The following is a 14,592-nucleotide window of genomic DNA, read 5'->3' as shown; positions in this document are numbered from 1 at the left end:
TTTTTCGTTTGGAGCGTCTTCGACGCACATCCCGGTTCCACTCCGAGGCGAGGCAGCACAAACAACCCCAAAAAATATGGGCGAATGACGTAATGGCCCTTTGACGGCTCACTCGCATTTGCCAATACTCACAACGGTCATTAGCCTCCGGCGGCGAACAAGGAATACGCATTTGAAGCTGGAACTGAAAAACAGCCTGTCGCTGAAACTGCTGCGTGTTGTCCTGTTGTCGGCATTGGTGGTCGGCGTAGTGCTGAGCTGCGGGCAGATCGTCTTCGACATCTACAAGACCCGCCAGGCAGTGGCCAGTGACGCCCAGCGCATTCTTGGCATGTTCCGTGATCCTTCTACCCAGGCCGTCTACAGCCTTGATCGGGAGATGGGCATGCAGGTCATCGAAGGCCTGTTCCAGCACGAAGCGGTGCGCTATGCAGCCATTGGGCATCCGAACGAACCGATGCTCGCCGAACGCTCGCGCGAGCTGACCCCCTCATCCAGCCGGTGGATCACCGATCCTATTCTGGGCCAGGAACAGACCTTCACCACGCAACTGGTAGGCAGGAGCCCTTACGCCGAGTACTACGGTGACCTCACCATCACCCTGGACACCGCCACCTACGGCGAGAATTTCATCACCAGCTCGGTCATCATCTTCGTCTTCGGTGTGCTCCGCGCCCTGGCCATGGCGCTGGTGCTGTACATGGTCTACCACTGGCTGTTGACCAAGCCGCTGTCGAAGATCATCGAGTACCTCACCAGCATCAATCCCGATCGCCCGAGCGAGCACAAGCTGCCCATGCTGCGCGGCAACGAAAAGAACGAACTGGGCCTGTGGATCAATACAGCCAATCAGTTGCTGGAATCCATCGAGCGCAATACCCACCTGCGGCGCGAGGCGGAAAACAGCCTGCTACGCATGTCGCAGTACGACTTCCTCACCGGCCTGCCCAATCGCCAGCAGTTACAGCAGCAGCTCGACCAGATTCTCGACGACGCCGGGCGACTGCAGCGCCGTGTGGCGGTGCTCTGTGTCGGCCTTGACGATTTCAAGGGCATCAACGAACAGTTCAGCTACCAGACGGGCGACCAACTGCTGCTCGCCCTTTCAGATCGCCTGCGTAGCCATAGCGGCCGCCTGGGCGCCCTGGCACGGCTTGGGGGCGATCAGTTCGCCCTGGTCCAGGCCGACATCGAGCAGCCCTACGAAGCCGCAGAACTGGCCCAGAGCATTCTCGACAACCTGGAAACGCCCTTCACCCTGGAGCAGCAGGAAGTACGCCTGCGCGCCACCATCGGCATCACCCTGTTCCCGGAAGATGGTGACAGCACCGAGAAGCTGCTGCAGAAAGCCGAGCAGACCATGACCCTGGCCAAGAGCCGCTCGCGCAACCGCTACCAGTTCTACATTGCCAGCGTCGACAGCGAAATGCGTCGTCGCCGCGAGCTGGAGAAGGAGCTGCGCGAAGCACTCAATCGCAACGAGATGCACCTGGTGTTCCAACCCCAGGTCGACTACCGCAACCATAAGGTGGTCGGCGTGGAGGCGCTGCTGCGCTGGCAGCATCCGCAACACGGCTTCGTGCCGCCGGACCTGTTCATCCCGCTGGCAGAACAGAACGGCACCATCATCGCCATCGGCGAATGGGTACTCGACCAGGCCTGCCGCCAGCTACGCGAGTGGCATGACCAGGGCTTCAGTGAACTGCGCATGGCGGTCAACCTGTCCACCGTGCAGCTGCACCACGCCGAGCTGCCGCGCATGGTCAGCAACCTCCTGCAGGTCTACCGCCTGCCGCCGCGCAGCCTGGAACTTGAAGTCACCGAAACCGGCCTAATGGAAGACATCAGCACGGCCGCCCAGCACCTGCTCAGCCTGCGTCGTGCCGGCGCACTGATTGCCATCGACGACTTCGGTACCGGCTACTCCTCGCTCAGTTACCTGAAGAGCCTGCCACTGGACAAGATGAAGATCGACAAGAGCTTCGTGCAGGATCTGCTCGACGACGAGGATGATGCCACCATCGTTCGTGCCATCATCCAGCTCGGCAAAAGCCTGGGGATGCAGGTCATCGCCGAAGGCGTGGAGACTGCCGAACAGGAGGCCTACATCATCACTCAGGGATGCAACGAAGGTCAGGGCTACCTGTACAGCAAACCCTTACCGGCGCGTGAACTCACCCTGTATCTCAAGCAGGCGCGCCGCCTGAGCAATGCGAGCAATCCGGCAACTCTCTGAACCAGGCCGGCAATAGCACGCGCCGGCCTAACCGCTGCCACCACGCATGTACCAGCGCCTGCGCGTACCTTCCCGTGGGCGTCGAACCCCTGCGACGACATGACGGGTTCCAGATAACCATCTCAGGCATCGGCCACCGCGACAATCTGCTCCTGCGGCAAACGCTAATTCCTCTTATTTGAACTCCATTAGCCTGCTAAGATTGCCCGCCTGACCAGCTGTCCAGGTTCTCTAGATGCTCTCCTCGCCGCGCCTCTGCCTTCTTTCGCTGACCCTCGCCCTGGCAGCCTGCGAGCGCTCTCCAGCACCGGCCGAGCCCGGCGAGGCATTGTCCGGCGGAGCAGCCACAGTGCATCAGATAGGCCAGAACGCATTCTCCATGCCATCGGCCAACCTGGCCCCCTCCAGACGGCTGGACTTCTCGGTGGGCAACAGCTTCTTCCGCAACCCCTGGGTGATCCCACCATCGGCTACCACCGCCCGGGATGGTCTGGGTCCGCTGTTCAATACCAACGCCTGCCAGAACTGCCATATCAAGGATGGGCGCGGGCACCCGCCGGAGCCCAAAGACAACAATGCGGTCTCCATGCTGGTCCGGCTGTCCATTGCCGAAGATGGCTCCCTCCCCCACAAGGAGCTGCGCCAGCGTCTTGGCGTGGTACCCGAGCCAGTGTATGGCGGGCAGCTGCAGGACATGAGCATTCCAGGCATCGAGCCCGAGGCCAAGGTACGGGTCGAGTACGACACCCACTCGCTGAGACTGGCGGATGGAACACAGGTAGAACTGCGCAAGCCTCGCCTGCTCATCACCAATCTGGGATACGGCGAGATGCACTCCGACACGCTGTTCTCCGCGAGAATTGCGCCACCGATGATCGGTCTGGGCCTTCTGGAAGCGATCCCCGAAGCAGACATCCTTGCCGCCGCCGACCCCGATGACCGAGATGGTGACGGTATCCGTGGTGTGCCTAACCAGGTCTGGGACGATGCCCTGGGCAAGACCGTGCTGGGCCGCTTCGGCTGGAAAGCGGGCCAACCCAATCTGAATCAGCAGAACGTCCACGCCTTCTCCAGCGACATGGGGCTTACCACCAACCTGCTCCCGCACGACGATTGCACCGAAGCCCAAGCGACCTGTCGCTCCATGCCCAACGGTGGTGAGCCGGAGGTGAGCGACAACATTCTCGGCACCGTACTGTTCTACGTCCGTAACCTGGCGGTCCCCAGCCGGCGCAATGTTGACGATCTTGAGGTGCGCCGCGGCAAACAGCTGTTCATCGACGCCGGCTGCGCCAAGTGTCACACGCCCAGCCATGTCACCGCTGCCGATGCGGCAGAGCCTGAACTGGCCAATCAGACCATTCGACCCTATACCGATATGCTGCTGCACGACATGGGCGAGGGCCTGGCCGATGGCCGCCCCGAGTTCCAGGCCAGCGGCAGCCAATGGCGAACCGCACCGCTGTGGGGAATAGGCCTGACCGAGACGGTCAACGGCCATACCCAGTTCCTCCACGATGGCCGCGCGCGCAACCTGTTGGAAGCCATTCTCTGGCACGGTGGCGAAGCGGAAAGCGCCAAGCAGGCCGTCGTCAAACTCGATGCCAGTGAGCGCGGCGCGCTGCTGACTTTCCTGAACTCACTCTGAGGAGCCCTGCATGTTCCGACCCAAACTCCTGTTCACCAGCCTCGCCGCCCTCGCTCTGGGCGCCTGTGCCCCACAGGACCCGCAGGCCCAGGTCACCGCCGCCCTGACCGAACAGGTGATCCTCCCGACCTACAACCGCTGGGTCGAGGCCGACCGCGCGCTGGCCAAGAGTGCCATCGCCTACTGCTCCGGGCAGATTCAACTACAGCAGGCGCATGCCGACTTCTTCGCCGCGCAGAAGGCCTGGGCCGAGCTTCAGCCGCTGCTCGTCGGCCCCCTGGCCGAGGGCAACCAGGCCTGGCGCGTGCAGTTCTGGCCGGACAAGAAGAACTTGGTGCAGCGTCAGGTCGAACAACTGATCAAGGCCAACCCTGGCATCGACGCCGCCGGCCTGGAGAAGGCCAGCGTCGTGGTGCAGGGCCTGACCGCCTACGAGTACATCCTCTTCGACCCGCAGATCGACCAGACCGATGCCGCCACGCGTGAACGCTACTGCCCGCTGCTGGAAGCTATCGGCGCGCGCCAGCAGCATCTGGCCGAAGCCATACTCGCCGACTGGCAAGCCAAGGACGGCATGGCCGAGCAGTTGAGCAAGTTCCCCAACAACCGCTACGCGGAATCCAAGGAAGCCATCGCCGAGCTGCTGCGCGTGCAGATCACCGCCATCGACACGCTGAAGAAGAAGCTCGGCGCGCCACTCGGTCGCCAGTCCAAGGGCATTCCCCAGCCGTACCAGGCCGAGGCCTGGCGCAGCGCCACTTCGTTGTCCAACGTCGGAGCCGTGCTGGCGAGTGCCGAATCGCTGTGGCATGGCAAAGACGGCAAGGGCCTGCGCGATCTGCTCGGCAGCGAGCACAAGGAGCTCGGCGAGCGCGTCGATGCCGCCTACACAGAGGCCATCAAGAAGCTTGAGGCCTTGGAGCCGCCGCTGGTCGAACTGCTCTCCACCAAGGACGGTGTAACCCAAGCCAACGATTTCTATGACAGCCTCAACCGCCTGCATCGCCTGCAGGAGTCCGAGCTGGCCAAGGCGCTGAACGTCCAGCTCGGCTTCAACGCCAACGATGGTGACTAGCATGCTGCGCCGCCATGTCCTGGCGCTCGGCAGCACGCTGCTCGGCGCCCTCGCCCTGGGTGGCTGGAGTCTCAGCCGACGCAGCGGCACGCCGCTGTTGCTGTCGGCGCGTGACGATGACAACGGCCGCCACTATGCGGTGGCCTACCGCCTGGATGGCGAGCAGGTATTCGCCACCCAGGTCGCCCAGCGATGCCACGACATCATCGAACACCCCAGCCTGCCGCTGGCGTTCTACGTGGCACGCCGCCCCGGCACCGAGAGCTACCTGATCGACCTGCGCGACGGCCGCCTGCTGCAGACCGTGACCTCGCAGACCGACCGCCACTTCTATGGCCACGCCGCGATCCACAAGGATGGCGAGTGGCTCTACGCCACCGAGAACGACACCACCGACCCTGGCCGCGGCGTGCTCGGTGTGTATCGCTTCGACAACGAGCGGCTGATCCGCGAGGGCGAGATGTCGACCCATGGCCTGGGCCCGCACCAGGTCAGCTGGATGCCCGATGGCGAAACCCTGATCGTCGCCAACGGCGGTATCCGCACCGAGGCCGAGAGCCGTGTCGAGATGAACCTCGACGCCATGGAGCCGAGCCTGGTGCTGATGCGCCGCGACGGCACGCTGCTGTCCAAAGAAACCCTGCCGCAGCAGATGAACAGCGTGCGCCACCTGGCTGTCGCCGCCGACGGCACCATCGTCGCCGGCCAGCAGTACATGGGCGATGCCCACGAGCGCTCCGACCTGCTGGCGATCAAGCGTCCCGGCCAGGCCTTCATACCCTTCCCGCTCGGCGAAGCGCAATGGGCGGCGATGAACCAGTACACCGCCAGCGTCGCCATCCATGACGAGCTGCGCCTGGTGGCCCTGACCGCGCCGCGCGGCAATCGCTTCTTCATCTGGGATCTGGACAGCGGCGCCGTGCGCCTCGACGCGCCCCTGCCCGACTGCGCCGGGGTTGGCGCGATCAAGGAAGGTTTCGTTGTCACCTCCGGCCAGGGCCGCTGCCGCCGCTACGACTGCCGCGGCGAAGAGATCGCCATGCAGCCCCTGCAACTGCCCGCCGCCTTCTGGGACAACCACCTGCACCTTGCCTGAGACACGCTTCAGAGCGGGGAAGCCGGCACTGAAACGCAACTGAAACAAAATCGTCATCTAAAACAAGCAAACTGCCAAAGCTCCTGTGCCTTCCGTCAGCCACTGGCGGCATTCGTGGCCAGGAGCGAAACGACGGCTAAAGGCCATCCCGCCTAGGCCGACCTATACTCCACAGCACGTCGCACAGCGAAGCCCTGGCAGGCCTGTGCTCCGGCCTTGTGGCCGGACGATAGGGATATCCGTGGTCCGGCGCCCAGGCGGGCTCCGAGGATTCTTTACCCTCAAGAGGCGTACCTCCATGTCCCTACAGAAGTCCCTGCGCGCGCAGATCCTCGCGCTGCTTGGCGGCAGCCTGGCGCTGATACTGATCACCGCGCTCGCCTGCTTCAGCTTCCTCTCCAACGGCATGCAGGCCTATCGCGGACTGCTTGACGGTCCATTGCAGGCGGCCCGCCTGATCGATTCGGCCAACGTCGAATTCAAGATTCAGGTACAGGAGTGGAAGAACGTCCTGCTACGCGGCCAGGATAGCGAAAACCTGAACAAGTTCTGGGGCCAGTTCGAAACCCAGGAGCGCAAGGTGCAGGACATTCTCGGTGAACTGTCTCGCCTGGCCGACGACGCATCGCTGAAGAGCCAGGTGGACCGCCTGCGCAGCGAACATCAGACCCTCGGCGCCAACTACCGCAAGGGCCGCGACGCCTTTGTCGCCGCCGGTGCCGATGCCCAGGCCGGCGACCTAGCGGTCAAAGGCATCGACCGTGCCGCCAGCGAGCAGATGACTGCACTGGTCAACCAACTGCGCGAACAGAGCCTGAAGCAGGCCGAGCTGATCAATACCGACGCCGACCGCACCATCACTCTCGGCACCCTGATCATGCTGGCAGCCAGCGTGGTGATCGCCCTGTTCAGCCTATGGTTGGTCAATCGACACCTGATCATCCCGATCCGCCACTTGATCAGCCACGTCGACCAGCTCAGCCACGGCCGCTTCAGCCAGCGTGTCGAGGTCGTCCGCAAAGACGAGCTGGGCATGCTGGCCCGTGCGGCCAATACCCTGCGCGACTTCCTCGCCAGCACCACCGACAGCCTGCGCCTGAGCAGCAGCAACCTGGACAGCGCCAGCGGTGAGCTTAACCACATCGCCAACCGCATGACGCTGGGCATCAACGAGCAATTCGAACGCACCGACCAGGTCGCCACCGCCATGCATGAGATGTCAGCCACCGCCCAGGAAGTGGCCCGCCACGCCGCCGAGGCCGCGCACGCGGCCGACGATGCCGACGACTCGGCCCGCCAGGGCGGCCGGGTAATGGAGTCGACCATCCAGACCATCACCGGCATGCGCGGCGAAATCGCCAATACCGCCGAAGTGATCCGCCGCCTGGAGGCCGACAGCGGGCGCATCGGCAAGGTGCTGGAAGTGATCCGAGGCATCGCCGAGCAGACCAACCTCCTCGCCCTCAACGCAGCCATTGAGGCGGCTCGGGCCGGTGAGCAGGGCCGCGGCTTCGCCGTGGTCGCCGACGAGGTGCGTACCCTGGCCCAGCGCACGGCCGAGTCCACCGCGGAGATCAACCAGATCATCGACACGGTACAGACCGGCGCTCTCAACGCCGTACGCGCCATCGAGAGCGGGCAGAGCCGCAGCGAGGAAGGCGTGACCCAGGTGACCGAGGCCGGCGCCATGCTGGAACGCATCACCAGTGCGGTGGAAGCCATCCGTGACATGAACCGGCAGATCGCCACTGCCGCCGAGGAACAGACCTCGGTGGCCGAGGATATCTCGCGCAACCTCACCGAAATCACCGCCATCGCCAGCTCCAACCAGGAGAACGTCGAGCGCACCCAGGCCGCCAGTCAAAACCTGCACAGCCTGTCTGGAGAGCTCGGCCAGGTGACCCAGCGACTGGGTTCCTGACGCCCCTCGGATCGGTACAGGGACGTCCCGTTTCCACCCGCATCTGTGCGGTTTTCGCGACAGTGCGTTGCGTCATAATGCCTAGGCAAGAATTTGCAACCGCAGGCTTTTGACTTGATGCCCCTCTGGCACTAAGGTGCCTGCTTCGCCTATTCCCAGGCCCCTTTCTGCCTTGCCAAGGAAACGGAATATGTTGCTCCGCCGCATGCTCATCATGCTGGGCGTGGTACTCCTCGTGGTGCTCGCCCTCGCCGCCTACAAAGGCTTCTCCATCTACCAGCAAATCCAGATGTTCACGGCGCCACAGCCAGCCATCAGCGTGTCTGCCGCCGTTTCCGAAGAGAAAGCCTGGCAACGCCGCTTGCCGGCCATCGGTACGCTGAAGGCATTCCAGGGCGTGGACCTGACCACCGAAGTACAGGGCACGGTCAAGGAAGTCCTGTTCCAGTCCGGCGAGAAAGTCGCCCTGGGCCAGCCACTGCTGCAACTGGACAGCGAGGTGGAGCGCGCCATCTTGGCCACCGCCGAGGCGGTACGCGCCCTGGCCCGCGTCGAGTACGAGCGAGGCAAGAAGATTGCCGGCAAGCAGGCCATTTCCAAGAGCGAGTTCGATCGCCTCAATGCCGAGTTGCTCAAGGCCGAGGCCAGCGTCTCCCAGCTCAAGGCCGAACTGGACAAGAAGCGCGTCCTCGCGCCTTTCGCCGGCACCATCGGTATCCGCCAGGTGGACACCGGCGACTACCTGAGCCCAGGCACCCACTTCGCCACCCTGCAGGATCTGTCCAGGCTGTACGTCGATTTCTTCCTGCCCGAGCAGGCCTACCCGCAACTGGCCATCGGCCAGCGCGTGCGCCTGTCGGTCGCGGCCTATCCAGGCGAGGTCTTCGAAGGCGAGATCAGCGCCCTCAACCCCAAGGTCGAGGAAAGCACCCGCAACGTGCAGGTTCGCGCCATGCTGCCGAACCCGGACAGCAAGCTGCTGCCTGGCATGTTCGCCAACCTCGAAGTCCTGCTACCGGGCGAGAAGACCCAGGTCGTGGTGCCGGAAACCGCCATCACCTACACCCTCTACGGTAATTCGGTGTACGTGATCGGTGAGAAGAAGGACGACAAGGGTGCAGTGGAGAAAGACGACAAGGGCCAGGCCCAACTGGTCGTCGAGCGCCGTTTCGTCGAAACCGGTGAACGCCGCGATGGCGTGGTGCTGGTGCTCAAGGGCCTCAAGGCCGGCGAGCAAGTGGTCACTGCCGGCCAGCTCAAGCTGGACAACGGCGCCCATGTGGCCATCGTCGACGACAAGGCCCTAACCCAGGACAAACAAGCCAGCGACGGGCAGTAAGCCCGCCGCCAAGGAATCCGTTATGGCTTTTACAGATCCGTTCATCCGGCGCCCGGTCCTGGCGACCGTGGTCAGCCTGCTGATCATCCTGCTGGGCTTCCAGGCCTTCAGCAAACTGGTGATTCGCCAGTATCCGCAGATGGAGAACGCCCTGATCACGGTGTCTACCGCCTATCCGGGCGCCAACGCCGAGACCATCCAGGGCTATATCACCCAGCCGCTGCAGCAGAGCCTGGCCAGTGCCGAAGGCATCGACTACATGACGTCGTCGAGCCAGCAGAACGTCTCCACCATCTCCATCTACGCCCGCATCGGCGCCAACTCTGACCGGCTGTTCACCGAACTGCTGGCCAAGGCCAACGAGGTGAAGAACCAGCTGCCGCAGGATGCCGAGGACCCGGTACTATCCAAGGAAGCGGCCGACGCCTCGGCGCTGATGTACGTCAGCTTCTACAGCGACGAATTGTCCAACCCGCAGATCACCGACTACCTGTCGCGGGTGATCCAGCCCAAGCTGGCCACCCTGCCGGGCATGGCCGAGGCCGAGATCCTCGGCAATCAGGTATTCGCCATGCGCCTGTGGCTGGACCCGGTGAAGATGGCCGCCTACGGCATCACTGCCGTGGACGTGACCAGCGCCGTGCAGCGCTACAACTTCCTCGCCGCCGCCGGCCAGGTTAAGGGCGAGTACGTGGTCACCAGCATCAACGCCACCACCGACCTCAAGTCGGCCGAAGCCTTCGCGGCCATTCCGGTGAAGACCTCTGGCGACAGCCGCGTGCTGGTACGTGACATCGCCCGGGTAGAGATGGGCGCGGAGAACTACGACTCGATCAGTTCGTTCGACGGCATCCCGTCGGTCTACATCGCCATCAAGGGCACGCCCAGCGCCAACCCGCTGGACGTGATCAAGCACGTGCGCGGCGCCCTGCCAGAGCTGGAGGCGCAGCTGCCGCCGAACCTCAAGGTGTCCATCGCCTACGACGCCACCGAGTTCATCCGCGCCTCCATCGAGGAAGTGGTGAAAACCCTGGCCGAAGCGGTGCTGATCGTCATCGTGGTGGTATTCCTGTTCCTCGGCGCATTCCGCTCGGTGCTGATCCCGGTGATCACCATCCCGCTGTCGATGATCGGCGTGCTGTTCTTCATGCAACTGATGGGCTACTCGATCAACCTGCTGACGCTATTGGCAATGGTGCTGGCCATCGGCCTGGTGGTGGACGACGCAATCGTGGTGGTGGAGAACATCCACCGCCATATCGAGGAAGGCAAGACACCGTTCGACGCCGCCATCGAGGGCGCCCGCGAGATCGCCGTACCGGTGATTTCGATGACCATCACCCTGGCCGCGGTCTACGCACCGATCGGCTTCCTCGAAGGCTTGACCGGCGCCCTGTTCAAGGAATTCGCCCTGACCCTGGCAGGGGCGGTGATCATTTCCGGCATCGTTGCCCTGACGCTGTCACCGATGATGTGCGCCAAGCTGCTGCGCCACGAGGAGAACCCCACGGGCCTCGCGCACAAACTGGACATGGCCTTCGACAAGCTCAAACGTCGCTACCAGAAGATCCTGCACGGCACGCTCAATACCCGCCCGGTGGTGATCGTGTTCGGTGTGATCGTGCTGTGTCTGATTCCCGTGCTGCTGATGTTCAGCAAGAACGAGCTGGCACCGGAGGAAGATCAGGGCATCGTGTTCCTGTTCGCCAACGCACCGCAGCCGACCAACCTGGACTACATGAACGCCTACACCGATCAGTTCGTGAAGATCTTCAAGGAGTTCCCCGAGTACTACTCGTCCTTCCAGATCAACGGCTTCGACGGCGTCCAGTCCGGCATCGGCGGCTTCCTGCTGACGCCCTGGAGCGAGCGCGACCGTACCCAGATGGAGTTGCTGCCGGAGGTTCAAGGCAAACTCAACAACATCCCCGGCCTGCAGATCTTCGGCTTCAACCTGCCGTCCCTGCCGGGTACGGGCGAGGGTCTGCCGTTCCAGTTCGTGATCAACACGCCGAACGACTACGAGTCGTTGCTGCAGGTAACCGAGAAGATCAAGCAACAAGCGATGGAGTCGGGCAAGTTCGCCTTCCTCAACGTCGACCTGGCGTTCGACAAGCCGGAAGTGGTGGTCGACATCGACCGTGCCAAGGCCGCGCAGATGGGCGTTTCCATGCAGGACCTGGGCGCGACCCTGGCCATTCTGCTCGGCGAGGGTGAGGTCAACCGCTTCACCATCGACGGTCGCAGCTACAAGGTGATCGCCCAGGTCGAACGCCCCTACCGCGACAACCCTGGCTGGCTGAGCAATTACTACGTGAAGAGCGAAAGCGGCGAGATGGTGCCGCTGGGGACGCTGATCAAGGTCAGCGACCGTGCCCGACCGACCAAGCTCAAGCAGTTCCAGCAGCTCAACGCGGCAATCATCGAAGGTGTACCGATTGTCAGCATGGGCGAGGCCGTGGACACGGTCGCCCAGATCGCCCAGAAGGAGTCGCCACGCGGCTACACCTTCGACTATGCGGGTGCCTCGCGCCAGTACATCCAGGAAGGCAGTGCCCTGTACGTCACCTTCGGACTGGCCATGGCCATCATCTTCCTGGTACTGGCCGCGCAGTTCGAGAGTTTCCGCGACCCACTGGTGATTCTGGTGACCGTGCCGCTGTCGATCTGTGGCGCGTTGATTCCGATCTTCCTCGGCTTCTCCAGCATGAACATCTACACCCAGGTAGGCCTGGTAACGCTGATCGGCCTGATCAGCAAGCACGGCATCCTGATCGTCGAATTTGCCAACCAGCTGCGCCGCGACAAGGGCCTGTCGGTACGCGAGGCGATCGAGGAGGCTGCGTCGATCCGCCTGCGTCCGGTGCTGATGACCACCGCGGCCATGGTGTTCGGCATGGTGCCGCTGATCCTCGCCACCGGTGCCGGCGCGGTGAGCCGCTTCGACATTGGCCTGGTGATCGCCACCGGCATGTCGATCGGCACGCTGTTCACCCTGTTCGTACTGCCCTGCGTCTATACCCTGCTGGCCAGCCCGGACAAGGCGCCAGCAACGGCAAGCTCGGCGACGCACTAAGAGGCCATTGGCAAATCGGGTGACAGCCCGCCCTCCAAAGCCGACGCAGGCCTTCCCGCGTCGGCTTTTTTTATACTGGAAGGAAGGTGTGAAAATGCCGTCAAATAACGCTGAATGACGGTGTGTCAGGGTATCTTTGCGCCACCTTTAACGGCCGCCTGCCGAAGGAGCCTTCCCCATGCGCATCCTCCTGGTCGAGGACAACCGCGACATTCTGGCCAACATGGCCGACTACCTGCAGATCAAGGGCTATACCGTGGATTGTGCCCAGGATGGGCTATCCGGCCTTCGCCTGGCCAGCAACGAGCACTATGACCTTCTGGTACTGGACATCATGCTACCCGGCATCGACGGCTATACCGTGTGCAAACGTCTGCGCGAAGAGGCACGACGAGATACCCCGGTGATCATGCTGACCGCTCGCGATCAGCTTGATGACCGTCTCCAAGGCTTCCAGGCAGGGGCCGATGACTACCTGATCAAACCCTTCGCCCTGTCGGAACTGGCCGCCCGCATCGAGGCCGTGCTGCGGCGCAGCCTGGGTGGAGGAAAGCGGCTGCTGCAGGTCGGCGACCTCAGCTACGACCTCGACACCCTGGAAATCACCCGCGCGGACAGGCACCTCAAGCTCAACCCGGTAGGCCTCAAACTGCTCGCGCTACTCATGCAGAAGAGTCCCCATGTGGTCCGCCGAGAGGCTCTGGAAGAAGCACTATGGGGTGATGACTGCCCCGACAGCGACAGTCTGCGTAGCCATGTGCATCAGCTACGCCAGGTGATAGACAAGCCCTTCGCCCAATCGCTGCTGCAAACGGTGCACGGCGTAGGCTACCGTCTGGCGGATTCGAGCAATGGAGTTTAGGCAGAGCCTGTCGCGACGCATCGTCATCGCATTTGTACTGATGACGGCACTGGTCGGCGGAGCGTTCGCCTTCGGCATCGTCGAGACCGTTCACCAGGTCGAGGAGCGCCTGATTTCACAGGAGCTGAGCGGCGACCTAGGGCGTTTCCTGAAAATGGAAAGCATGTCGGACTGGCGCCATGAGCCCGAAACCGGCCAGCTGTTCTATTTCAGCGGCGGCCAGGGCGACTTCGCCCTACCCCCTGACCTACAGGATCTGACCCTGGGTTTCCACGAGGTATTTCGTGGCGACAGGGCTTTCCACGGCTTCGTTCAGGTAGTCGACGGACGACGCTATGTATTGCTGCAGGACCAGAGCGGCTTCGAGGATCGCGAGCAGTTACTCTTCGCCGTGGTTCAGGTGGGCTTCCTGATCAGCCTCGCACTATCCGGCGTGCTGGGATGGCTGCTGGCACGCAAGGTGATCGAGCCCGTGGTCAGACTATCCCGCCAGGTCCGCGCGCCTGAGCAGTTGCTGGACGAAGCGCCGAGGCTGGCCAAAGACTACGCCAGCGACGAGGTGGGGCAACTGGCCGCAGCCTTCGACACCACCCTGGGGCTGCTGCGCCGCGCCCTGACCCGCGAACGCCTGTTCACCAGCGACGTCAGCCATGAACTTCGCACTCCCCTCATGGTGCTGGCAAGCTCCTGTGAACTCCTATTGGAAAGCCAGAGCCTCGACAGTCGCAGCAAGAAGCAGGTGCAACGTATTGCCAACGCCAGCGAGGAAATGCGTGGTCTGGTGCAGACCTTCCTGACACTGGCCCGTGCGCGCCAGGAGGACGCCGGTGGCGCTCCTCGCCGCCGCCTCAACGAAGTGGCAGAAGAACTGGTCGCTCAATGGCGGCCAGCCATCGAGGCTAAAGGCCTGACTTTCGATTATCACCCCGACACCACTGATAGAGAGCTCTACAACGCCCCACTCCTGAAATCGGTACTGGGGAACCTGCTGCGTAATGCACTGCATTACACCGAGCAAGGGCGTATCAGCCTGCACACCGGTGCACAGGGGTTCGTGGTGGAGGACAGCGGCGTAGGCATCCCGGTAGCGGAGCGCGAGGCGATGTTCCAGCCGTTCGTTCGTGGCGGCTCGGCGCGAGGCGAGGGGCTCGGCCTGGGGCTCTCATTGGTGCAACGAATATGCGAGAACCAGAACTGGAGTGTGGAGCTGACTGATGCTGCGCCAAGAGGGTGCCGATTTGAGGTCAGTCTGAGAGGCAGACAGCCGTCTGACGGATTTTTTTCCGCCGCCTGAGCCGTTCTGTCATATTCGCCCGGCAATGTGAATGGCTTGCGTTTC

Annotated in this window: 9 protein-coding genes; all 9 read left to right on the top strand. The window is 63.0% G+C overall.

What is annotated here, in order from left to right:
• Positions 1–172 precede the first annotated feature (172 nt).
• The 9 genes from IB234_RS07685 (at position 173) to IB234_RS07645 (ending at position 14,547) form a co-directional block, all read left to right on the top strand.
• A complete protein-coding gene (locus tag IB234_RS07685) occupies positions 173–2,236 on the top strand; it encodes a putative bifunctional diguanylate cyclase/phosphodiesterase (protein WP_192316154.1) in 2,064 nt (687 codons plus the stop codon).
• A 235-nt stretch (positions 2,237–2,471) separates the two neighbouring features.
• Complete coding sequence (locus tag IB234_RS07680) at positions 2,472–3,884, top strand: di-heme oxidoredictase family protein (RefSeq protein ID WP_192316152.1); 1,413 nt, start codon at positions 2,472–2,474, stop codon at positions 3,882–3,884.
• 10 nt (positions 3,885–3,894) lie between these two features.
• Positions 3,895–4,959: an imelysin family protein gene (locus IB234_RS07675; RefSeq protein WP_192316150.1), complete on the top strand. Its 1,065-nt coding sequence runs from the start codon at positions 3,895–3,897 to the stop codon at positions 4,957–4,959.
• Between the two features lies 1 nt (position 4,960).
• Complete coding sequence (locus IB234_RS07670) at positions 4,961–6,055, top strand: DUF1513 domain-containing protein (protein ID WP_192316148.1); 1,095 nt, start codon at positions 4,961–4,963, stop codon at positions 6,053–6,055.
• Between the two features lie 298 nt (positions 6,056–6,353).
• Positions 6,354–7,976, top strand: coding sequence for a methyl-accepting chemotaxis protein (locus tag IB234_RS07665; protein WP_192316146.1), 1,623 nt, complete (start codon positions 6,354–6,356; stop codon positions 7,974–7,976).
• A 190-nt stretch (positions 7,977–8,166) separates the two neighbouring features.
• A complete protein-coding gene (locus IB234_RS07660; RefSeq protein ID WP_192316144.1) occupies positions 8,167–9,315 on the top strand; it encodes an efflux RND transporter periplasmic adaptor subunit in 1,149 nt (382 codons plus the stop codon).
• A 22-nt stretch (positions 9,316–9,337) separates the two neighbouring features.
• Positions 9,338–12,391, top strand: coding sequence for a multidrug efflux RND transporter permease subunit (locus IB234_RS07655; protein ID WP_192316141.1), 3,054 nt, complete (start codon positions 9,338–9,340; stop codon positions 12,389–12,391).
• A gap of 178 nt (positions 12,392–12,569) precedes the next feature.
• The gene (locus tag IB234_RS07650) at positions 12,570–13,253 is read left to right on the top strand and encodes a response regulator transcription factor (RefSeq protein WP_192316139.1); all 684 of its coding nucleotides are present in this window, start codon (positions 12,570–12,572) and stop codon (positions 13,251–13,253) included.
• A complete protein-coding gene (locus IB234_RS07645) occupies positions 13,243–14,547 on the top strand; it encodes a sensor histidine kinase (RefSeq protein WP_192316137.1) in 1,305 nt (434 codons plus the stop codon). Before IB234_RS07650 ends, IB234_RS07645 begins: the two co-directional genes overlap by 11 nt.
• Positions 14,548–14,592 lie beyond the last annotated feature (45 nt).

The sequence above is a fragment of the Pseudomonas sp. PDM16 genome, assembly GCF_014851865.1.
In the GTDB taxonomy this organism is placed as follows: domain Bacteria; phylum Pseudomonadota; class Gammaproteobacteria; order Pseudomonadales; family Pseudomonadaceae; genus Aquipseudomonas.
This window is presented reverse-complemented; position numbering and strand designations above follow the sequence as displayed.

Coding starts and splice junctions, on each gene's coding strand:
- IB234_RS07680 (WP_192316152.1), top strand. CDS start 2,472: ATGCTCTCCTCGCCGCGCCTCTGCCTTCTTTCGCTGACCCTCGCCCTG.
- IB234_RS07675 (WP_192316150.1), top strand. CDS start 3,895: ATGTTCCGACCCAAACTCCTGTTCACCAGCCTCGCCGCCCTCGCTCTG.
- IB234_RS07670 (WP_192316148.1), top strand. CDS start 4,961: ATGCTGCGCCGCCATGTCCTGGCGCTCGGCAGCACGCTGCTCGGCGCC.
- IB234_RS07665 (WP_192316146.1), top strand. CDS start 6,354: ATGTCCCTACAGAAGTCCCTGCGCGCGCAGATCCTCGCGCTGCTTGGC.
- IB234_RS07660 (WP_192316144.1), top strand. CDS start 8,167: ATGTTGCTCCGCCGCATGCTCATCATGCTGGGCGTGGTACTCCTCGTG.
- IB234_RS07655 (WP_192316141.1), top strand. CDS start 9,338: ATGGCTTTTACAGATCCGTTCATCCGGCGCCCGGTCCTGGCGACCGTG.
- IB234_RS07650 (WP_192316139.1), top strand. CDS start 12,570: ATGCGCATCCTCCTGGTCGAGGACAACCGCGACATTCTGGCCAACATG.
- IB234_RS07645 (WP_192316137.1), top strand. CDS start 13,243: ATGGAGTTTAGGCAGAGCCTGTCGCGACGCATCGTCATCGCATTTGTA.